This window comes from Microbulbifer agarilyticus (assembly GCF_001999945.1).
Classification (GTDB): domain Bacteria; phylum Pseudomonadota; class Gammaproteobacteria; order Pseudomonadales; family Cellvibrionaceae; genus Microbulbifer; species Microbulbifer agarilyticus_A.
Genome location: NZ_CP019650.1, coordinates 2,710,954 through 2,732,834, shown reverse-complemented (window position 1 = coordinate 2,732,834; position 21,881 = coordinate 2,710,954). Strand labels below are relative to the sequence as shown.

Annotated in this window: 18 protein-coding genes; 7 read left to right on the top strand and 11 right to left on the bottom strand. The window is 53.5% G+C overall.

What is annotated here, in order from left to right; translation table 11 throughout:
* Window positions 1-31: 31 nt before the first annotated feature.
* Entirely contained in the window at window positions 32-1,012 is a 981-nt protein-coding gene (locus tag Mag101_RS11260) for an NAD(P)H-dependent flavin oxidoreductase (protein WP_077408265.1), read from the top strand.
* 24 nt (window positions 1,013-1,036) lie between these two features.
* On the opposite strand, the gene Mag101_RS11255 is transcribed toward Mag101_RS11260, so the two are convergent.
* The 6 genes from Mag101_RS11255 to Mag101_RS11230 all read right to left on the bottom strand — a co-directional run bounded on the left by Mag101_RS11255 (window position 1,037) and on the right by Mag101_RS11230 (window position 8,225).
* The gene (locus Mag101_RS11255) at window positions 1,037-1,972 is read right to left on the bottom strand and encodes an alpha/beta hydrolase (protein ID WP_077404880.1); all 936 of its coding nucleotides are present in this window, start codon (window positions 1,970-1,972) and stop codon (window positions 1,037-1,039) included.
* Between the two features lie 34 nt (window positions 1,973-2,006).
* Window positions 2,007-3,026: a phosphotransferase gene (locus tag Mag101_RS11250; protein ID WP_077404878.1), complete on the bottom strand. Its 1,020-nt coding sequence runs from the start codon at window positions 3,024-3,026 to the stop codon at window positions 2,007-2,009.
* Entirely contained in the window at window positions 3,023-4,273 is a 1,251-nt protein-coding gene (locus tag Mag101_RS11245) for an acyl-CoA dehydrogenase family protein (protein WP_077404875.1), read from the bottom strand. Before Mag101_RS11245 ends, Mag101_RS11250 begins: the two co-directional genes overlap by 4 nt.
* A 35-nt stretch (window positions 4,274-4,308) precedes the next feature.
* Window positions 4,309-5,067: a histidine phosphatase family protein gene (locus Mag101_RS11240; protein ID WP_077404872.1), complete on the bottom strand. Its 759-nt coding sequence runs from the start codon at window positions 5,065-5,067 to the stop codon at window positions 4,309-4,311.
* A gap of 67 nt (window positions 5,068-5,134) precedes the next feature.
* Window positions 5,135-6,760, bottom strand: a complete 1,626-nt coding sequence (locus tag Mag101_RS11235; RefSeq protein ID WP_077404870.1) for an FAD-dependent oxidoreductase — start codon at window positions 6,758-6,760, stop codon at window positions 5,135-5,137.
* Window positions 6,761-6,773: 13 nt separating this feature from the next.
* Window positions 6,774-8,225: a coniferyl aldehyde dehydrogenase gene (locus Mag101_RS11230; RefSeq protein ID WP_077404867.1), complete on the bottom strand. Its 1,452-nt coding sequence runs from the start codon at window positions 8,223-8,225 to the stop codon at window positions 6,774-6,776.
* A 301-nt stretch (window positions 8,226-8,526) separates the two neighbouring features.
* Between Mag101_RS11230 and Mag101_RS11225 the strand changes: the two genes are divergently transcribed.
* Window positions 8,527-9,642 (top strand): acyl-CoA dehydrogenase family protein, encoded by a 1,116-nt coding sequence (locus Mag101_RS11225; RefSeq protein WP_077404864.1) that lies wholly within the window; start codon window positions 8,527-8,529, stop codon window positions 9,640-9,642.
* Between the two features lie 76 nt (window positions 9,643-9,718).
* Here Mag101_RS11225 and Mag101_RS11220 read toward each other — a convergent pair whose 3' ends face one another.
* From Mag101_RS11220 to Mag101_RS11205, 4 genes are all read right to left on the bottom strand, one after another.
* Entirely contained in the window at window positions 9,719-10,411 is a 693-nt protein-coding gene (locus Mag101_RS11220; protein WP_077404861.1) for a TetR/AcrR family transcriptional regulator, read from the bottom strand.
* A gap of 195 nt (window positions 10,412-10,606) precedes the next feature.
* A complete protein-coding gene (locus Mag101_RS11215) occupies window positions 10,607-12,070 on the bottom strand; it encodes an NAD-dependent succinate-semialdehyde dehydrogenase (protein ID WP_077404858.1) in 1,464 nt (487 codons plus the stop codon).
* Between the two features lie 134 nt (window positions 12,071-12,204).
* The gene (locus Mag101_RS11210; RefSeq protein WP_077404855.1) at window positions 12,205-14,391 is read right to left on the bottom strand and encodes a molybdopterin-containing oxidoreductase family protein; all 2,187 of its coding nucleotides are present in this window, start codon (window positions 14,389-14,391) and stop codon (window positions 12,205-12,207) included.
* A 52-nt stretch (window positions 14,392-14,443) separates the two neighbouring features.
* Window positions 14,444-14,803 (bottom strand): putative quinol monooxygenase, encoded by a 360-nt coding sequence (locus tag Mag101_RS11205; RefSeq protein ID WP_232324998.1) that lies wholly within the window; start codon window positions 14,801-14,803, stop codon window positions 14,444-14,446.
* 251 nt (window positions 14,804-15,054) lie between these two features.
* Here Mag101_RS11205 and Mag101_RS11200 point away from each other — a divergent pair, with 251 nt between their 5' ends.
* Entirely contained in the window at window positions 15,055-16,077 is a 1,023-nt protein-coding gene (locus Mag101_RS11200) for an NADP-dependent oxidoreductase (protein WP_077404853.1), read from the top strand.
* A gap of 82 nt (window positions 16,078-16,159) precedes the next feature.
* Here the strand turns inward: Mag101_RS11200 and Mag101_RS11195 are convergent, their stop codons facing one another.
* Entirely contained in the window at window positions 16,160-16,672 is a 513-nt protein-coding gene (locus Mag101_RS11195; protein WP_077404850.1) for a nuclear transport factor 2 family protein, read from the bottom strand.
* A gap of 187 nt (window positions 16,673-16,859) precedes the next feature.
* Between Mag101_RS11195 and Mag101_RS11190 the strand changes: the two genes are divergently transcribed.
* The 4 genes from Mag101_RS11190 to Mag101_RS11175 all read left to right on the top strand — a co-directional run bounded on the left by Mag101_RS11190 (window position 16,860) and on the right by Mag101_RS11175 (window position 21,876).
* Window positions 16,860-18,266, top strand: a complete 1,407-nt coding sequence (locus tag Mag101_RS11190) for a carotenoid oxygenase family protein (RefSeq protein WP_198039977.1) — start codon at window positions 16,860-16,862, stop codon at window positions 18,264-18,266.
* A 114-nt stretch (window positions 18,267-18,380) separates the two neighbouring features.
* Window positions 18,381-19,346 carry a thiamine pyrophosphate-dependent dehydrogenase E1 component subunit alpha gene (locus Mag101_RS11185; protein WP_077404843.1) on the top strand — a complete coding sequence of 322 codons (966 nt, stop codon included), beginning with the start codon at window positions 18,381-18,383 and terminating at the stop codon, window positions 19,344-19,346.
* Window positions 19,347-19,402: 56 nt separating this feature from the next.
* Window positions 19,403-20,416 carry an alpha-ketoacid dehydrogenase subunit beta gene (locus Mag101_RS11180; RefSeq protein ID WP_077404840.1) on the top strand — a complete coding sequence of 338 codons (1,014 nt, stop codon included), beginning with the start codon at window positions 19,403-19,405 and terminating at the stop codon, window positions 20,414-20,416.
* Window positions 20,413-21,876, top strand: a complete 1,464-nt coding sequence (locus Mag101_RS11175; RefSeq protein ID WP_077404837.1) for a dihydrolipoamide acetyltransferase family protein — start codon at window positions 20,413-20,415, stop codon at window positions 21,874-21,876. Before Mag101_RS11180 ends, Mag101_RS11175 begins: the two co-directional genes overlap by 4 nt.
* Window positions 21,877-21,881: the final 5 nt, after the last annotated feature.

The following is a 21,881-nucleotide window of genomic DNA, read 5'->3' as shown; positions in this document are numbered from 1 at the left end:
GTCATTAATCCAGAATATGGAAACCGCAGTGATGAAAACGAGAATTACCGAGCTGTTTGCTATTCAGTACCCGATTATCCAGGGCGGCATGATGTGGGTAGGGCGTGCCGAGCTGGCCTCTGCTGTTTCCAATGCGGGTGGGCTTGGTATGCTGACCGCCCTGACCCAGCCCTCCCCGGAGGCGTTACTGGAGGAAATAGCCCGCTGCCGCTCGATGACGGACAAACCCTTTGGTGTGAATCTCACCATCTTGCCGGCGATCAACTCGCCGCCCTATGCTGAGTATGCACAGGCGATTATCGATGGCGGTGTGAAGATTGTGGAAACTGCCGGTCGAAGCCCGGAACCGTTTATGCCGGCCTTCAAGGCGGCGGGAATCAAGGTGATTCACAAGTGCACCTCCGTTCGTCATGCCATTAAGGCAGAGAAAGTTGGCTGCGATGCGGTGAGTGTCGATGGCTTTGAATGTGCCGGTCACCCAGGTGAGGATGACGTTACCAATCTCGTTTTACTCCCCGCGGCCTACGCCAAATTGACGATACCGATGGTTGCCTCGGGTGGAATTGGTACCGGCTCGCAACTGGCTGCAGCGCTCGCTCTGGGCGCTGAGGGGGTGAATATGGGCAGCCGGTTTGTGGCCACGCAAGAGGCGCCTGTGCACGAAAATATGAAGCAGGCGATGGTAGAGGCTGATGAGCGACAGACGACGCTGATGTTTCGCTCGTTAAACAATACCTGCCGAGTATTCAGTAACCCGATTTCGCAGGAAGTACTGAGTATTGAGGCGAAGCCGGGGGAAACGGATTTTACCGACTTGCGCCCTCTGGTTTCTGGTGAGCGCGGACGCGAGCGCTGCATCGAAGGCGGCGATATCAATGACGGAATCTGGACCGTAGGCATGGTAATGGGATTGATTCATGATATCCCCACCTGCCAGGTATTGATTGAGCGCATGATGTCGGAGGCGCAAGCGACGATTAATCATCGGCTGACATCGATGATGACGGTGTGAGGCTTATAGTAGCCGGTGATCCTTTTACTCTGTAACCGGCAGCTGTAACGATTGCTGGAGAAACCGAAAGTTTGCCGCAAAGAGTTTTCGCGTCACCTCTGCACGAGGCGCAATGGTTTCAAAGGCGTGTGGCGCCCCGGATACGACATACAGCGTGCTATCTACATTGGCTTGGCTGAGCCGCTGCGCGTAGGTCAGGCACTCCTGGTAAAACAGATCGATATCCCCAATACCAATCCAGGTTGGTGGCAAGTCTGACAGGTCTTCCCGCCTTGCGGGTACCGCGTAAAGAGCTGTCTGATTACCTCCAGCAGGGTGCTGCAGGTATGCCGACCAGCAGGCGCGATTACTGCGGTTATTCCAGATTTTGTGGTTTAGCTGGTCAAGCTCGAATTTCGTGGAAGTGCGGTCGTCCAGCATCGGACAAAACAGTGCAACGCACGCAGGCGTGGCTCCTTTCTCATCGGTTAATCTTTGGGCCAGGCTAGCGGCCAGCCCTCCGCCGGCACTTTGCCCGGATAGCGCAATACGCGCAGGGTCGATACCCAGGCGATCGGCAGAGGCAAGCAGCCATTGCCAGGCTTCATGACAATCATTCAGTGCCGCAGGAAATGGTTGAGCTGGCGCAAGGCGATAGTCCACCGAGACGACGACCAGCCCCAGTTCCCTCGCATAAGCCGAGCATAATGCATCGTCTTGAGCCGCCCGTCCGGAAACTAACCCACCACCATGCATCCATAGCACTGCCGCACGGGCGGGTGTATTTGTGGGTTGGTAGACCCGAATACTCGCATTGGATAGCAGGTGGGTCTCAATGGTGATGCCCTCCGCCCCTTTGGCTGAAGGCCAGATACGCTGCAGTGACTGCAGCGCTTTAACAAACCATGTGCGGTGGAACGGCAGCGTGGGGATAAAACGGACGGTTTGTGCTAACTCGGGGTGTACTTTCAAGGTTGTCATGCTTTACATGTTCCACTTGGTAAGTTGGGGAAAACTAGAGCAGTTCGATTGCCATATCGGCGAGGGGCTTCACCAGCGACCCTAGCTGCACAGCGCGCTCGCTGGAGGCATTACCATCGATAGCGCGTCGCTTTACACCCTGCAAAATCGCCGCGAATCGGAAGAAGCTGAAGGCCAGATAAAAATTCCAGTTGGGGATACTGTGAATGCCACGGTTTGCACAGTATTCGCGGACATACGCTGTCTCTGACGGAATGCCCAGATCTGCCCGGTCCAGCCCTCCAAGTCCGGGCATGACGCCCCGGCTGTCCATGCGCAGTTGCATACATTGATAGGCCAGATCGGCAAATGGATGGCCCAATGTGGAAAGCTCCCAGTCCACCAGCGCCAGGACGCGGGGCTCTGTGGGATGAAACATCATATTATCGAGGCGGAAGTCACCGTGGACCAATGCGACCTGCCCGTCGTCCTCGGGAAGATTGGCTGGCAACCACTGCATTAATGCTTCCATGGCTGGAATGGTTTCGGTTTCGCTTGCCCGATATTGTTTGGTCCAGCGCCCTATTTGCCGCTCGAAGTAATTGCCGGGTTTTCCGTAGTCCGCGAGGCCGACCCGATCAATATTCACGGAGTGCAGGGCGGCCAGTACGCGATTCATTTCGGCATAAATGGCAGCACGCTGGCTCGGCGCAAGTTCTGGTAGGCCGGGATCCCACATCACGCGGCCGTCGATGTATTCCATCAGGTAAAACATGCTGCCAATAACTTGTTCGTCTTCGCACAGGTGATAAACCCGCGCGACAGGAACCCAGGTATCTGCCAGAGCAGACATAACGCGGTACTCGCGGTCGACAGCGTGGGCGGACTTCAATAGCGTACCAGGTGGTTTGCGACGCAAAACATATTTGCCGCTTTTGGCCTGGATCAGAAAGGTCGGGTTTGATTGACCACCGGCAAACTTGCTGGCGGTCAGAGGCCCCTGAAAGCCGGGGACATGTTGTTCCAGGTAATTTGCCAAACGATCGGTTTTGAGATCCAGTGCGGCCGCATTCATGACACTTGCTCCGGTTGTGGGGCCTGCACATCAGAAAATCGGTCGATAACTTTTTTACCCAATGCCATCTGGTGAACCTGATCGGGCCCGTCAGCCTGACGACACCAGCGTGCGTAGTTAAATGCTTCCGCCATAAAGTAATCTTCTGTCAGGCCTCCGGCGCCATGGATCTGCATACAGCGATCGATAATATTTTGGACCAGTCGTGGAACAGTGGTTTTTGTCGCCGCAATCATGTCGACGCTCGCTGGCACGCCGTGCTGATCCATCTTGTGGCTGGTTTTCAATACCAGCAGACGGGCCATTTCGATTTCGGAAAAGCTTTTGGATATATCCTCGCGCACAGATTGGTGTTTGCTGAGTGGTCGGCCGAACGTTGTGCGAGAGGCTGCGCGCTGGCAGGCAAGTTCCAGGGACCGCTGCGCAGCGCCGATCAAACGCATGCAGTGATGCATACGACCCGGCCCCAGTCGGCCCTGGGCAATTTCAAAGCCGCGACCTTCACCCAGCAACACATTGTTCAGCGGTACACGTACGTTGTCGAAGACAATCTCTGCGTGGCCTATGGGGGCGTCGTCATAACCAAGAGTTGTCAGTGGACGAATAAGCTGGATTCCATGAGTATCTTTCGGTACCAGAACTTGGGTTTGCTGCTTGTGCCGGTTGGGATTTTCCGGGTCGGATTTCCCCATGACGATAAACAGCTTGGTCCGTTCATACATGGCCCCGGTAATAAACCACTTGCGGCCATTCAGTACCCAGTTGTCGCCTTGTTTTTCAATACGTAATTCAATATTCGTTGCATCGCTCGACGCAACTTGTGGTTCGGTCATGGCGTAAGAAGAGCGAATCTCACCGTTCAGGAGCGGTGGGAGCCATTGGGATTGCTGCTCGGCGGAAGCGTAGTTCATTAATACTTCCATATTCCCGGTGTCCGGCGCATTGCAATTAAATACCTCCGGCGACCAGGTAACACGGCCCATCATTTCTGCCAGTGGTGCATAGTCGTAGTTATTGAGTCCACCGTGATTGCAATGCTGGTTGTGGCTTTCCGGTACAAACAAATTCCACAGACCTTTGGATTTCGCTTTTTCCTTTAGGCTATCCATAAGGGGCAGAGGCGCAAAGCGATTCTCTGCCTGATGGAGTTGCTCGGCATAGGCTTTCTCATTGGGATAAATGTATTCATCCATGAAAGCGCTGAGTTCGGCCTGAAGGCGTAAAGATTTTTCACTAAAAGTGTGCATTCCAGTCTCCATCGAGCATCGCCACGATTTTCTTATCAGGCAAAGGTGACATTGTGTGGTTGTTCGACGCTGAGCAGATGGCCCACGTCATTGAAGCCATCGAGGGTGAATCGATCGGGTGATACGTCAGGTGGCGTGCCGGGTGGTGTGTCAGGTGGTGTACCAGCTGAAGGAAGCGTCCTGATGGCAGGCTCCGAATCGCTGCGGGAATAGAGCAGTCGGCTGGTGCTGGTGTTCTTTACCTGTAGGGTCAGGTTCCGAAGACGCTTGTCATCCAGGCCCAATACACTGGCGAGTATCACCGCGATTGGGCCACCAGAGGACACCAGTAGTGTGCGCCGAGCACCTTGGCCACAGGCAAAATTGAACCCCTCTCTCACGCGCTGACGGAATGATCGCCAGCTGTCTTTTCCATCTCTTTGAATTGCGCCCTGCATCCAGTAAGTCAGGGCCAGCTTCATGTTGTGGTAGTAGTCTCGACGTGCATCCCCGGTATCAACCCAACGGGCCGGGTACTGCGCCTTTAATTGGCCCAACAGGCCTTGAAAGCGGTATTCGTTGAGTAGTGCTGTGGACTCTATAGGGACAGCTTGCCCAAGCCCCTGCAGAATACCGTCGGCGGTCTCTGTATGTCGCACCATTGTGCCGCAGATGAGGCGATCGAATGTTTGGCCGTGGTCCTTCAAGTGTTGTCCGAGCAAGATCGACTGTTGCCGCCCGAGAGTACTTAAACGATCATAATTGTCTGCCCCAAAAGAAGCCTGGCCATGTCGGATCAGGATGATTTCTGCCATAAACCGCTAATTCCCCAATGAATGTCTGCACTGGCTTGTGGATATTGTGCTTTTTGAGCGATTTGGTTTATGCCATTACCGGTGGCGTTTCCTGGACGAGCGCCTCGCGCTCCGTGACGCATTGCCCGGTTAGGGCAAATCCGCCAACTTTTCCGTCAGTATCCCGGAACACCGCCCTTACGCCATGGACGGTGGTTTGCTCAATGGTCCATTCACCTTCGCAATCACGGGGTGGCGGATTGGTTACTACCGGGTAGAGGGTTGTTTTGATCGTAATCGGCAAGGTGCCATACTTGACCGCAGTGGTCTCACCGGTAAGTGTTCTGGCCAGTGCGCGCGCCGAGGCCATCAGCGGTGCTACATAGAAAAGGACATGGCCATCGACCTCTGCGCAGTCGCCCAGTGCGTATACGTTGTCTGCACTGGTCTTCAAGTTGCGATCCACCAGGATGCCGCGATTAGTTTGCAAGCCGGCCGCCGCAGCTAGATCTGTGCGGGGACGTACGCCGATTGCAGAAAGAACGATATCGGCCTCGATAGCATCGCCATTGTCGAGCTGGGCGACCACCGCATGGGAGCCCTTGCTCCGCTTGACGGTGTTGACGACGGTTTTGAAGTGGAAGGTTACACCAGCTTCTTCCAGCGCAGCCTGCACTGAATTGGCAGCCGTCGCGGGAAGTAAGCTCGAAAGGACGTTTGGCATCGGGTCGACGACGTCGACTTTATATCCTGACTGCACCAGATCATTGGCATATTCACTGCCAATAAGTCCTGCCCCGATGATCAGTACTTTCTGTACGCCCTTCATGGCAGTGTGGAAACGCGCATAGTCCGTCAGGTCATTGACCGAATGCACATGCTCCAGGCCGTTGCCTGTTAGCGGCGCGTCGATACAGGCTGCGCCGTTTGCGAGCACGAGTTTGCTATAGGGCAGTTTCTGGCTATCGAGTTCTACACATTGCCCGGCTGTATCAATCGCGGTCACTTCGGACATCGTTCTGACTTCAATTTGATACTCGTTGGCCATCTCTACTGCTGTTGCGGTGGCCAGATCATCGGCCGTCTTTTGTTTGTGGAAGCCGGTGGAGAGCAGGGGCTTTGAGTAAAACCTTCCATCGTCTGCGGTCAGTATCACGACGGGAGTCTGTTGATCGAGTTTGCGCAGTTCTTTTACCAGGGTGTAGCCGGCAAGTCCGGAGCCAATAATGACAATGGGAGCAGCGCCTGTGGCGCTATCGGCGGTAACAGGTGATTCGTCATTCGCAGGCGAAGCTGTGGATGTACCTACCACCTGCATCTCGAAGTCCTGCTTGCCGACCCCACATTCAGGGCAGAGCCAGTCATCCGAGATATCTTCCCAGCGCGTACCGGGTGCGATGCCATCCTCAGGCCACCCTTTGGCTTCATCATAAAACCAGCCGCACACCAGGCACTCCCAAAGTTTGTAGGGTTCTTCCTGCGCTTTTTCGGCTTTGGCTTCGGCCTCGCTTGTGTTGGGCTGCGATTCAGCGGTGGGCACTGCGACTTCGACCATCTCAAAATCCGCTTTTCCCACGCCGCAGTCCGGACACAGCCAATCATTCGGTATATCTTCCCAGCGCGTGCCGGGTGCAATACCGTCTTCCGGCCAGCCGTTTGCCTCGTCGTATACCCAACCGCATACCAGGCATTCCCAGGTTTTGTAGTCTGTCATTGCGTTACTACCTTTAGCCTTTGAGCATTTGCTTGATGGTTTTATCGGTCTTCTCATTAAACGGCGGGTTCATCCCCGTCATGCCGTTAATGTCCATTTTGGACTGGCTGAAAATGGATTTGGTATGGCTAAACGTCTTGAATCCTTCGAAACCGTGGTACGCGCCCATACCGCTGGGCCCGACACCGCCAAAGGGCAGATCCTCCTGCGAAACGTGCATAATCACGTCGTTAATCGTCACACCTCCAGACGTTGTACGGTCCAGCAATGCGCGCTCTTCCTGTTTATCATCACCAAAGTAATACAGCCCCAGCGGACGGGGCTTACTGTTTACATAACTGATTACTTCGTCGATATTCCGGTAGGTCTTAATCGGCATCAATGGACCAAAAATTTCTTCCTGCATCACCAGCATGTCATCGGTACAGTCGAGCAATAGCATGGGAGGAATTTTGTGGTGAGGCTGACCCTCGAATGTTTCGTGGGCCGGATTGAGTTCAATAATCGTGGCCCCTTTCGCTTTGGCATCGGCCAGGTAATTTGTCAGGCGGTCGAAGTGGCGCTGGTTAATTACCGACGTATAGTCGCTGTTGCTCAGAAGAGAGGGGAACATTTTGACTGTCGAAGCTTTCAAGCCTTCGATATATTGATTGAGCGCCCTTTCTGGGACAAAGCAGTAGTCCGGTGCCAGACATATTTGTCCGGCGTTTGTGGTCTTTCCCCACATAACCCGGTTGCAAACAAGGTTGATATCTGCAGACTCACCGACAACCACTGGTGACTTTCCTCCCAACTCCAGCGTTACCGGAACCAGGTTCTGTGCGGCGGCCGTCATGACGTGTTTGGCAATCGAGGTGGCGCCGGTAAAAATCAGGTGATCAAACGCGAGACTGCTAAATGTCTGACCAATTTCCGGGCCACCCGTGATGACCGAAATTTCGCTTGGGTCAAACACTTCTTCCACCATCCGCTTTAATAGCTCGGAAGTTGCCGGAGTGAACTCCGAGGGTTTGATCATTGCGCGATTTCCCGCTGCTAGCACTTGGGCCAGTGGTGCGAAGGTGAGATTCACCGGGAAATTCCACGGGCTGATAATGCCGACCACACCCAGTGGTTGGAATTCAATACGGGAGCGCGCACCAAATAAATTCAGCGGGAAGAGGGTGCTGCGCTTTTCCGCGCGCATCCACTTTTTTAAATGTTTCCGCGCGTGGACCAGTGGGCCGATACCCGCCGCCACATCCATAAGTTTGCTGTGTTGCGTTGAGCGGTGGCCGAAGTCACTATTCAGTGCATCCGCAATTTGGTCCTGGTATTTCTGCAATTGGGCAATGGCCCTGTTGATGCGGTTGATACGAACTTCTGCCGAGACGTGGCCCTCTGCCAAGAAAGCCGCTCGTTGTGCCTCCAAGCGGGTAGTCAGTTCTAAACCCGCCTGAGTGTCTGATGGGATGATTGCATTCATTATTGTGTCCTTTACTCGTGCGGATCGCACCGCAGTATTCACCCGAGTTCAGCCTAATAACGTTGAAGCTCTTCGTCTATGACCGAGTCTAAGGCAATATACACCCAAATAAAACAGGATGGACGGATTGTTTTAGGGGTGGTGGTTTGCTACGATCATCGAAGGCGGTACTGAGCCGCGTGTCGCACACGCGGAGTTGACTGGAGTGGTGGCGTAACCCATTGAAATATTGAGTTTTTTTAAAGTTGGGTAACACGCACGCTGATATAAGTGAACAGACATTCGTTGGAGTGGATGCAATATGGACTTTTCTCTGTCTGAAGAGCAAACGATGTTGCGCGATAGTGTCGAAAAATTCGTACGTGAAAATGGCGGTGTAGAACGCCATCGGCAGGTTAGTAAATCCGCGCAGGGGTTCGATCCGGAATACTGGCAGCAGTTTGCTGATTTGGGTTGGCTGGCCATGCCCTTCAGTGAGGCCCTGGGAGGCTTTGGAGGCGGTGCGGTTGACCTGATGGTGATGTCGGAGGAGATGGGTAAGGGTCTGCTCAGGGAACCATTTCTTACCACCGCAGTGACCTGTGGGGGCTTCCTACAAGTTGCCGGCAGTAGCGCACAGCAGGACCGATATGTCGGGGATATTATTACCGGCCAGTCACAGTGGGCCTTTGCATTCGCAGAAGAAACCGGTGGTTATGAGATGCATCGTATCTCGACGCGCGCTTCTGTGGTGAAGGGCGGTTACATGCTGAGCGGCAGCAAGCTCGCAGTATTGAATGGCCATTGTGCAGATTACTTTATCGTGACGGCGGCAACGACGGATGGGGTTAGCCTGTTTATCGTCGACGCCCATCAGGAAGGGGTGACTAGGGAACCCTTTTCTGCGGTGGACGGTAGTCGCGGTGCGCATGTGCATTTTACGCATGTCGAGTTAGGCACAGGGCAGCTGCTGGGCAAGCAGGGGCTGGGTGAGACTTATATTGAATCGGTACTGCAAAAGACGATCGTCGCCATGGGCGGGGAGGCTCTGGGCTCCATGCAAGTATTGCTCGATGCAACCGTGGAGTACACCAAGACGCGTGAGCAGTTTGGTCAGCCGATCGGTAAGTTCCAGGCGCTGCAACACCGCATGGCAGATATGTTCCTGAAGGTGGAGGAGACACGCTCTCTGCTGTTACATGCGGCAATTCTTGTGGATGAGGGGAGTGATCAGGCGGAGAAAGCGTGCGCGGCACTCAAGGTGAAGCTCGCTGAGGCCGGACGTTCCATCTCACAGGAGGCGATACAGTTGCATGGCGGTATCGGGATGACCGACGAACTCAATGTTGGCCACCACTTCAAGCGGCTGCTATTACTGGCAATGCTGTATGGTGATGAGCAGTATCACTTGGAAAAGTATTGTGACCTTTCTGCATGAGTCCGTTCGTTGTGCTTAATTTGAGGAATTAGGCGTCAAAGTAGGGCACAAAAAAGCCACCCGAAGGTGGCTTTTTTTAGTTTTTCGCTTTCATTTTTGAAGAGTGCTGGGAAATTGCCGTAGGGCCGTCATCGGAAAAAATCTCTTCCAAGCGGTCTCCCAGGTAATCGAGCAAGCGATTGATTCGTTTGTTCTTGTTCTTGCCCCACTGGCCGACGGCCATACCTTCCATCATAAACTTGGTCAGGTCCATGGCCAGGAAGTACAAGTCACCACGCTCGTTCCACTCTTCGAATAATTCGTGATTGGACTCGTGTACGTGTTCTTCGAAACGCGCAGTTGCGCGCTCCAGTATGGAATTCAATTCTTCGTCGGTGCGTCCGGCCACACACAGTTCATGGTAGACAACAAACAGATCGCCGGTCAGGTGCTCCCAGTACGCATCCAGCCCCGCACGTCTGCGCTCCTTGCCTTTCAGCTTCTTCGGAATCTTTGCTACACGTTGAGTGTAATCATCCAGTAGCTTGCGGTGGAGATACTCTACCGCAGCCTGAATGAGTTCTGTTTTTGAGGGGAAGTGGTGCAGCATGGCGCCACGGGAAACGCCCGCGGCATCGGCAACTTTGGCGGTGGTGACGTTGGCGTATCCCAAATTGATAAAGCAATCAATGGCGGCCTCCAGAATACGGTCACGGGTCATGGCACTCTTCTTCGATTGCCAGCTGACTTCGCCTTCGGCGTCAGATTTACGTGCCTTTACTTCACTCATTACGTTTTCGTTTCCTGCTGCATTTTTAAAAACAGTTGGTACTGTTTTACTTAGTCAGTACGGCGCAATTATAAGGAAATGTGCTGCAAAAGGAAGGCCAGGCCCCAGCGGACGCGAGATGCGGGATGACCAAGAATGCGCGATTCAGTCCCGTTTGCCGTTTACCTGGACTGAGTTCTCTTGCACACGAGATAGTTATTGGCTTACTCCGCCCATACACAGGTACTTAATTTCCAGGTAATCATCGATCCCGTACTTGGATCCCTCACGTCCAATACCGGACTCTTTTACACCGCCAAAAGGTGCAACTTCGGTGGAGATGATGCCCTCATTGATGCCGACAATACCGTAGTCGAGGCCCTCTGATACGCGCCAGATACGACCGATATCTCGAGCATAGAAATAGGCCGATAACCCGAATGGAGTATCGTTGCCAATACGGATTGCCTCTTCTTCCGTCTTGAATTTAAACACCGGTGCAACGGGGCCAAAGATCTCCTCGCTATACACGTCCATGGAGCGGTCGACATTCGCCAGGACAGTGGGCGGGAAGAAGTTCTTATCCAGCCCCTTGCCACTGCCGCCAATCAACGCCTCCGCACCATTGTTGGTCGCCTGACGAACAATGGCGCTGACTTTGGTATAGGCGTCGTCATTGATGAGCGGGCCAATGGTGACGCCTTCTGTACTGCCGTCGCCGACCTTTAACGCACTGACCGCGGTGACGAACTTGTCCACAAAGGCGTCGTACACGGATTCTTGCACCAGTATCCGGTTTGCGCAGACACAGGTCTGGCCGGCATTGCGGAACTTGGATGCCATCAACCCTTGTACGGCAGCGTCCAGATCCGCATCATCAAACACAATAAATGGTGCATTGCCACCGAGCTCCATCGAGGTTTTTTTGATGGTTCCAGCACATTGCTCCATCAGCGTCTTGCCGATTTCGGTGGAGCCGGTAAAGGTGAGTTTGCGCACGGTGGGGCTACTCGTCATTGCGCCGCCGATCTCCCGTGCCTTGTTACCGGCAACCACACTGAATGCGCCCGCAGGTATACCCGCTTCTTCCCCCAGTTTTGCCAGTGCCAGCGCACACAGGGGCGTTTCGGTTGCAGGTTTCAGTACGATGGTGCAGCCCACAGCAAGAGCGGGGGCTACTTTGCGCGTGATCATGGCGATCGGGAAGTTCCAGGGCGTAATTGCTGCAACCACGCCCACAGGTTGTTTCAGAGTCACAATACGTTGATTGGGGTTGTTTGCCGCTATGGTATCGCCATAGACCCGACGGCCTTCTTCCGCAAACCACTCGACGAACGACGCGCCATAGGCAACTTCCGCACGGGACTCGGCCAGTGGCTTGCCTTGCTCTGCGGTCATCAGCCTGGCCAAATCTTCCTGATTATCCATGATCAGCTGGAACCAGCGCTTGAGCACAGTAGCCCTTTCCTTTGCCACCACCTGCTTCCAGCTCGCAAGGGCTTTATCGGCTGCTTGAATTGCACGATGGGCTTCTGTGGCACCGGCGTTGGGCAGGTCGATAATTTTTTCCCGCGTTGCCGGGTTATACACTGAAAAAGTCGTTTCATTGTCGGCATGAACCCATTCACCATTGATGTAGAGCTGGGAGCGGAGTAGTGAAGGGTTGGAGAGGGTTAACATGGTATTCCTCGCGGTGTCGGCAAAAGTAGTTGGATGGAAGTCTTTAAAGCGATCGACTCAAAACTTGGTACTCGGTGCGCGCAAAACACATTCCTTTCGTTCGCGTTCACACCGTTTGCGTTGTCGTATTGCGGTTAGTCCGGCTCGTCCACCTTGCGGACGGTTACTGCTATGGCACTTTGTTGCGCCATGCCGGAATACTTTGCGGGATTGTCCAGGTTGTGAATGAGCCTATTGGTATTGGCTCCAATTTCACGCACCTTGTCATCGCCGGCACCGCCTGGAGCGCCCCCCCAGCAATGGGCCATGGAAATGACGCCCTTGCGAATATCCGGGCTGCTTTGCACTACGCCCGGTATTTCACCGCGCTCAGAGCGAATAAAAATAATTTCGCCATCCTCGATGTTCATTGCCGTTAAGTCATCGGGATTCATATATGCCGGGTTTGTCGTCCCCTTTGATGCAAGGAAGCTCAACTCCGGGCCTGTGGAGTTGAAGGTGTTTTTCATGCGCCGGCTGACCAGTAGATAGGGATGTTGCTGTGCTTCCATAACGCTGCGATCTGCATCGGAAGCTGCGCCTTCTAGTTCTTCGTCCAGTCCTGCGGGGAACAGATTCAGCAAGCCTTTGGTTGCAGGGTCTGCGGGCTGAACAATGACATCTGGAGCGTCGAATACATGGCCGCCGTCGCGCCCGTATATCTCCTCTAGGGGCACTCTTGAGCCCGAGGTCATTTTTTCCAGAATGTCATATTTTGATGGCTTGTTGACCATGTCCAGTGGTTGCTCATTTACATTGAGACTGAGCCCAAGGCGTTTGCCGAGCTGCCAGAATAGCTCCCACTCCTCGATGACATCGCCCTCGGCCTCGACAACCGATTTGGTGTAGTGGCTATAGGGTTGCTCGTACCAGATATCGGTAAGTACGGTGAGATCGTCGCGTTCAAGGCAGAGCTTCGAGCCAATGACATAGTCCGCCATTTCCGCCGTGGCAGAGAGCTTGTAATCGAGGCAGATCAGCAGGTCGAGATTTTTCAGTGCCTTGTGCGCCTTTTCCTGCCCGGGCCAGGCCAGCAATGGATTCCCGCCGATGCAGATGAGCGCCTTAATTTGTCCTTCGCCCTCCATCAAAATTTCGTCAGCGCAGATGGCTGTGGGCATCTCTTTCAGCGGTCCATTCGCCGTCAGTACGGTGACCTCACCAATATCGTCGGATACACGGCTGCGTATCCCTGTGAGCCATTCTGGTTGAGGGGGTACCGCCTGTGCCAAGCGCGGAAACGGTGGTGACAGTACACCTGGGTTTGGCAGTTTTTCACCGGCGCGGTAGTGGCGCCCACAGATTGCATTGAGGGCCTGAGTAAGATGCTGCACCAGATTCGGGTAGGGGCCCATCTCTGGGCCAGTACCTGTGGTTGCTGAACCCTTGGGGCCTGCAGCAAACATGCGCGCAGCGGCAATAATGTCATCTTTATTGAGCCCTGCACGCTCGGCAACATAGTCTGGCGTAAAGCGGGCAAGGCTCTGCTTGAACGGTGTCAGGTTTTCAATATTCTCCTCGCAGAATTCGCTGTCGTGGAGGTTTTCTTCAAGAATGATATGCAGAAGGCCGGCCAGCAGGATGGCGTCTTGCCCGGGTTTGATCTGTAAGTGGATATCTGAGCGAGCGGCAACCTCCGTGCGACGAGGGTCCACGCAGATAATTTTCATGCCGCGTTTCTTTCCTTCCCTCAGTGCACTGCTGGGACTGAAAGAGGGAATGCCACCCGGAATAGAAAAATGCGAGACCAGGGTATTGTTGCCGATAATCAATGCAACGTTGGAATCCCGCCATGTATGGTTTCCGCCGGCCCAGAAACCCATGCGTGCCTGGCCAATGCCTACTTTGGCCGGCTGATCGATGGTGATACTGGTGTAGTAAGAGGGAGAATCCAGCGCGACATGCCAGGCCTTGGCCACCGGGTGCGTCGCGGAGTTTTGAAAAGATACGGTACCGTTATAGCTGGCAATACTGCGAGGGCCATACTTATCGCGGATCTCCCGAAGTTTGCTGGCGATCTCGTCGAGCGCCTGTTGTGTGCGGATTTCACTCCGCGTACCGTCCGCGTTTTTCCTCAGCGAACTGAGTATTCTCTCGGGTAAATAGAGCTGTTCCGGCATCTGCCGGCCTTTCAGGCAAGTATATCCACCAAAGACTTCATTATCGGTATCGGGCCGCAGCGAAATGACTTTATTGTCTCTCACTGTAACTTCCATGGGGCAGGTCGCGTGACAGAATCGGCAGTAGGTTTTGATCTTTTTGTCGCCTTGCGTTTCAGCCATGATATTTAACCCTGAATTTTATTATTGGTGATGAAGCGTGATCCGGGGATAACTAAACCGTAAAGAAGTCGCCGCGCGGGTTGCCCTCCGGATCATAAACAGGCTCTTCGATGGCAATCTTGTATTTGGAAACTGCGGTGTCGAGTATCTCGAAACTTCCCAGTATGCCGAGCATCTGCGCGTAGTATGGGCCGGCGAGATGCGCCACCAAGTCTTCTGTGGTATCCCACTTTTCGTATACGTAAACGCGAGTATCCGACGTATGGTCGGCCGACCATACGTAATGCTGGCAGCCTTTTTGCAAGCGTGTTTCTTTGATTAGTGTTGCTGCGGCTGACAAGGCTTTGGTGCGATCCTCGGCCTTGATGTCGACGTATCCGTTAATCAGTACCGTCATATCTTTATCCTTCATGCTGCCTTCCGCTCGTGTATTTGGCAGTCATCTGTTGTCTGTCGGTAAACGTATCAAACTTACCAATGTCAAACAATCAGGTTTGACTGTTTTTTTGAGTGGGTTTATATTGCAATGAAAGCCGGGCGTGTTGCGCCCGTTCGAAGCGTTGTTGTGCGGCGGGTGAGGCGTATCCCGGCAATCGATGATGCGTGGAGACCTGCAAAGTCTGACGAGTATTTGTGGGAGCACCCTGAAAGGCCATTTCTTTTATGCAAGACATGATCAACCGACAGTTCTATCTCGCGTCCCGACCTGCGGCGGAACCCACCTCGGAGGAAGTTCCGTTCCGTGATGTTCCGCTGTGTGAGCCGGAACAGGGCGAAGTCGTTATCCGCAATATGTACATCTCGCTCGACCCGGCAATCAGGGGCTGGATGAGTGATCTCAGTAATTACATTGAGCCAATCGAGATTGGCGAGCCGATTCGAAGCTCGGTGATTGGTCGGGTAGTGAAGTCGAATAGCGAGCAATTGTCGGAAGGCGATGTAGTTTTAGCGGTGGGTGCCTGGGAGCGCTACACCACTGCCCAGGCGGCAGCGGTGACTAGATTGGACGAGTCTGCCGGAATCCCATTAAGCAGCTTTCTCGGGATTATTGGACCAACGGGATTGACCGCCTATTTTGGGTTGCTCGACGTAGGTAAGCCACAAGCTGGAGAGACAGTGTTGGTAAGCGCTGCCGCAGGGGCCGTTGGCTCGACCGTAGGGCAGATAGCCAAGCTGAAAGGTTGTCGTGTGGTTGGTATTGCCGGGTCCGATGACAAGTGTGCATGGATTACCGACGAGCTCGGCTTTGACGACGCGATCAATTACAAGACCTGTGGTGATCTGGAAGCGGCGATCAGGGGCGCCTGCCCACAAGGCGTGGATATCTATTTTGACAACGTGGGTGGTGACATCCTGGATGCGGCCTTAATGTGCATGAATAAGCATGCGCGTATTGCTGTATGTGGATGGATTTCGACGTACAACGAAGCCGATGCACCCGGACCGCGAAATCTTTGGCAAATGGTTGCCAAGAGTTTGAAGGTACAGGGGTTTGTGGTAATCGATTACGTTGACCGTTTTGCTGAGGGCATTGAGCAGCTCGCAGAGTGGTTGATGGCTGGAAAGCTTCAGTATCGGGAGGAGATTGTTGATGATCTCGACAATATTCTCCCCACTTTCTTAAAGCTGTTTGACGGCTCCAACCAGGGAAAATTGATAACACGGATCCCTGAGGAGTCCGTTTAACAGTTACCGTCACGCATAGTGACACTTCGCCTGGTGCTGCAGCACTTTCTGGCCAGAACCTGCAGGTTCTGCCCATTTTATTTCAGAGGTTGGCGTTTTCGGATGTGGCTTCAACGTCATCGGTATTGTTTGGTGGCTCGCTGAGTGCTTTGGTAGGGTGGAAAGCACCGGTAAATAGCGCTTCACCGCTGTACAGTATCTGGTAACTTCTCCGCTTGAATTTCCAGTTTCCCTCTTGCTTGATATAGCGGTCCTCATACCGGCTGAACAGGCTACTGCCATTCCCGTTACTATCCCGTGTGAACTCCTGAAGGTACCAGTAACCCGTTGCCGAATCCCCGTTTACCTCAAACTGACAGGTGCTTGGGATCATCAGGGCAAATTCAAACCCCGTCATCATTTGCTGGAACAGGGTCAGAATAGCCTCTTTGCCGGACACGGTATTGCCGAGGAGATTCCACTGGGCATCCTGACTCCAGCAGTTGATCCAGCGGCTAGAATCATTGCGGGTGACTGCGTCGCAGTACTGTGCCATCAGGTTGCGCAATGTGATTTCTTCCGCCAAATCGTTGTGACTTTTTGTTACATCCTGCATCTCTCACCTTCCCGACTTTGTCTCTCAACGTGCTTTCAATCGACTCTATCTGGCATGTGAAAAAAAATAAACAGGCGGGACTGTTTTATTTTGAAGAGGGCTGATAGTATCTACTGAAACCGCAGGCCACTCATTGATGTATCCGCGGCGGCCTCACGAACTCACAGTGCGTTTCGAGGGCGATCCCATGGATCTAAGCATCTCTCCCTACTTGCAGGGCAACTACGCCCCAGTGACGGAAGAAAAGGATTTCGGGCCTGACGAGCTTAAAGTCGAAGGGCAGATTCCCAAGAATCTTTTGGGAGCCTTTATGCGAGATGGCCCCAATTCGGCTTTTCAGCCAAATCACTATGTTTATCCCTTAGACGGCGATGGCATGATCCATGCGGTCTACCTACAGGATGGTAAAGCGGCCTATAAAAATCGGTGGGTCGAAACCAGTCATCTGCAAACTGAGCGTCAGTTCAACCGCACGCTATATGGAAGTGTCGGAAAGATGCTTCCTGTCCCTGAAGAAGTGATCGAGGCGGGCGGTGAGCCCAATCCGGTACGCAATACAGCCAACACAAATATTCTGTATCACGGCGGTAAGCTTCTTGCGATGTGGGAGGGTGGCTTCCCGCACCTCCTGAACAGTGATCTCTCTACCGTTGGGCTCTACGACTATGACGGCGCACTGCAGCCTGGCGATGCACTGACTGCGCATCCCAAAATCTGTCCTGCCACTGGCGATCTGATTAGCTGTACGCAACGTTGGGACAGCGCGAATTACTGGGTCCAGATGTTCGATAAAAACGCGCAGCATAAAAAAACCATCGAAGTCCCGTTTACGCGCAAGGGCATCATCCATGATCTGCAGATTACTGAAAACTACGTCGTGATCTTCTATGCGCCCGCGTTCCACGACATGGCACGGGCGATGCGTGGAGAAGATCCGTTCTCTTGGGAGCCAGAGAAGGGCACCAAGATCTTTGTAATTCCACGAAACGGCTCCGAAGACATTGTCACCTATGAGACAGAGGCATTCTTTAGCTGGCACTTCTGCAATGGCTTCGAGAAGGGTGGAAAGATCATCATCGATTATGTGTGGATCAACTCCATGCCGTTTACCCAGACACAGGGCACGGGTGTGGAAAAGCAACCGCGACGTATGTACCGGATGGAACTCGATACCAAGACCAGAAGTGTCACGAATGAACAATTCTCTGATGTTTTTTGTGAGTTCTCTCGGGTAGACGAGCGTCGTATGGGTAAGTCGTATCGCTATGGGTTCGCCGCATCGAGCAATCGAAGTTGGGGGGATGCGCACGGCTACAACTGCACCGGGCGTTACGACTTCAACACCGGTGAGACGGTTCTACATGAATACGGCTCCGAGGCGAATGCGGGAGAGCCGGTGTATGTCGCCAATCCCGATTCTGAAAACGAAAAAGATGGGTGGCTGATGTGCTTTGTCTACAACCCCGGAGAGGGGCAGTTCCTCTCTATTCTGCCGGCTGGAGATTTTTCCTCCGGTCCAGTGGCCAAAATTCACATACCTAGTCGAGTCCCCAATGGCTTTCACGCGAACTGGATGCAGGGGTTAACGCTGTAGGACCAGGGTCTTTAACCAATCTCCAGAACTGTTGTTACCGGTACCAATAAATCGAGGCAGAAAATGTCCATAGATACTCAAGAAATCACAAAACCCAAGGCATCCACAAAAGGGATGAGTAAGCAGCAGTTCCTGAAGGCCTATCGGACCATGCGCACCATTCGCGATTTTGAAGACAAAATCAGCGAACAGTTTATGAAAGGCAATATCCCCGGGTTTCTTCACCTGTATTCCGGCCAGGAAGCTGTTGCCGCGGGGCTGTGCCTCTTATTGGACGATGATGACTACGTAATCAGTACCCATCGCGGCCATGGCCATTGCATTGCCAAGGGTGGCGATGTGGGCGGAATGATGAAAGAGATTATGGCCAAGCAGGGTGGTTTGTGTGACGGCAAGGGTGGCTCAATGCATATCGCCGATTTTGACAAAGGCATGCTTGGTGCGAATGCGATTGTTGGCGGCGGCCCGCCCATTATTGTCGGCGCGGCGCTGTCCGCCAAGACACTGGGTACCGATAGGGTAGGTGTTGCGTTTGGTGGTGATGGTTCCTCGAACCAGGGAACAACCTTTGAAGCAATGAACCTCGCAGTTGTTTTGAAATTGCCGACCATTTTTTTGTTTGAAAATAACGGATACGGCGAAGGCACTCATGCGAGCTATGCGGTCGGTTCAAAAGATATCGCCAGTCGCGCTCAGGGCTTTGGTATGCCCGCTTACAAGGTAGATGGGACTGATTTGTTTGCCGTCTATGAGCTTTGCAAGCAGGTTGTAGAGCACTGTCGGCAGGGTAAGGGCCCGGTGACCATCGAGGCCAGTGTGCCGCGATTCAAGGGCCACTTCGAGGGGGACCCTCAAGCGTATAGGGGCGACGGTGAGATTGAGCGTCTGATGAAAGAGCAAGATTGTCTCGAAATTGCTCGCAAGGCCGCGGTCAAGAAGAAGTTGGCCAATGCCAAAGAGCTGGATGCCATTGATGAGGAAATCGGCAGCTACATCAACGAAGTAACGGAGGCAGCTCTCGCGGCTCCAGCGCCGGGCGACGACGAGTTGCTCATGAATGTTTACAGCTCGGCGTATTAATGAATCAAAAGGCACTTTGATAAAAGTCCCTTCACAAGAATAAATTTGGAGTTCTCATGCCCGTTAAAACATATAGAGAAGCAATCAACGAAGCATTGCATCAGGCCATGGCCGAAGATTCCAGCGTTATTGTACTGGGTGAGGAAGTGTCCGGCGGCGCAGGGTGTGATGGATCACGGGACGCCTATGGCGGTGTGATGGGGGTAACCAAGGGTTTATTACCCACTTATGGTGAATCGCGAGTAATCGATACCCCAATTACCGAGTCCGCAATTATCGGCGCAGCAGCGGGGGCTGCACAAACTGGCTTGCGCCCCGTCGCTGAATTGATGTTTATGGACTTTTTCGGTGTTTGCTTCGATCAAATATATAACCAGGCTGCCAAATTCCATTACATGTTTGGCGGCAAGGCCAAGTGCCCAATGGTGATTCGTTGTACCACTGGTGCAGGCTGGCGAGCCGGTGCACAGCATTCCCAGAACCTCACCCAGATGGTGACCATGGTGCCCGGGTTGAAGGTTGTGTGCCCTACCAATGCTTATGATGCCAAAGGCTTGATGCTTCAGGCGATTCAGGATGATGACTGCGTAATCTTTGTCGAGGACAAAATCCTCTACGACACCAGCTGCGAAGTGCCGGACGAGATGTACACCGTGCCCTTCGGTGAGGCTAAGTATTACCGCGAAGGTAGTGACCTGACCATCGTGGCAATTTCCAACCCAATGCACAAAGTCCTTGCTGTGGCGGATCGGCTCGAGGCGGAAGGTATTACCTGTGACGTGATTGACCCACGTACCACGTCACCGTTGGATGAGGAAGCGATCCTCGAAAGTGTCGAAATGACCGGCCGACTGGTTGTTGTGGACGAGATGACGCCACGTTGTGGGATGGCCTCCGATATTTCCAGCATCGTTGCCGAGAAAGCGTTTGGTAGTTTGCGTGCCCCGATCAAGAAAGTCACCGCCGCACATGCTCCGGTTCCGTTTGCGCCTAACCTCGAAGATGCCTGGATTCCGCAGGAAGCAGACATTGAGGCGGCCGTTCGGCAAGTACTGGAGTATGCGTCATGAGCAATTTAAAGGCCCTGACAGTCCCCAAGTGGGGTATGTCCATGGAAGAGGGCGAGATTACCGAGTGGCGTGTTGATGAGGGAGATGAGGTCGCTGTCGGCGATGAAGTCGTCGATATCGAAACATCAAAAATCATCAATACCGCGGAAAGTACCTGTAATGGCACGCTCGTGCGTATCGTTGCACAACCCGGTGAAATTCACCGAGTAGCAATGCTACTTGGGGTTGTTGCACAGGGGGAAGTTACGGATGCGGAAATCGATGCATTTGTCGCGAACTTTGAGCCGGATGCAGCCGCACTGGTGCCATCGTTAGTTTCTGGCGACGACAGCAATTCGCAAGTTCCACAAGCTATGTCTACCGAGAATGCGGCCCCGCCGACAACCACAGAGCCCCCTGTCGTCGAACAGAGTGAGATGGCATTGTCTGACGGGCCTGATGACACAACCGTGAACGCATCTTCCGTGGCGCGGCGAATTGCCAGGGCACACAACATCAATCTACACAATGTGAACCCTACCGGAAGAAACGGCCGTGTTTCCAAGTGGGATGTGGAGAAGGCTGCAGGGATCAGTGTCACGGCACCCGTCGAAAGGGGTTTCGAGACTTCACAGAAAGTGGTCTCTTCACCGGACGATTCCCGTATTGCAGCGACGCCGGTGGCGCGCAGGCTTGCGAAAAAGCTGGCCCTCAATCTGAATGACATCGTACCGACCGGACGCAGGAATCGCGTTACCAAGGAAGATGTAGAAAACGCTGCGCGTTTATTAAGTGGAGCATCTGACTTCAGCGTGCAGAAAGTCAGCAGGATGCGCATGGCAATCGCGGCACGACTGAGTGAGGCGAAGCAAACCATTCCTCACTACCGTGTGAATGTCGAAATTGATATTGACAGCTTACTGGCCCAGAGAAAATACATGAATGGCGAACTCGGTCATGACATTTCGGTGAATGACTTTGTGATCAAAGCCTGTGCCAGTGCGCTCAAGCGGGTGCCTGAAGTCAATGTCCAGTATGCCGGTGACACCGTCCGTGCATTCGAGCGTGCAGATATCTCGGTTGCTGTTGCGCTTGATGGCGGGTTGGTAACGCCTGTGATTCGTAATGCGTGCTCTAAGACCCTGCTTCAGATTTCTGAAGAGTCGCGCGACCTGGCACATCGTGCGCATTCTGGAGCACTGGCTATCGACGAATTGCAAGGGGGTACATTCAGTGTGTCCAATCTGGGGATGTTCGGTGTCGATCACTTCGATGCAATCATCAATGCACCTCAGGCGGCAATTCTTGCAGTAGGTGCAGGCAAAGAGAAGGCCGTAGCGCGCGATGGAAAGCTGGCCTCCGCCACGATGATGACGGTCTCGCTCTCGTGCGATCATCGTGTAATTGATGGCGCATTGGCTGCGAAATTCCTTCAGTCGGTTAAAGGGTTTTTAGAAAACCCCGCTTCCATGCTGGTTTAAGGGTG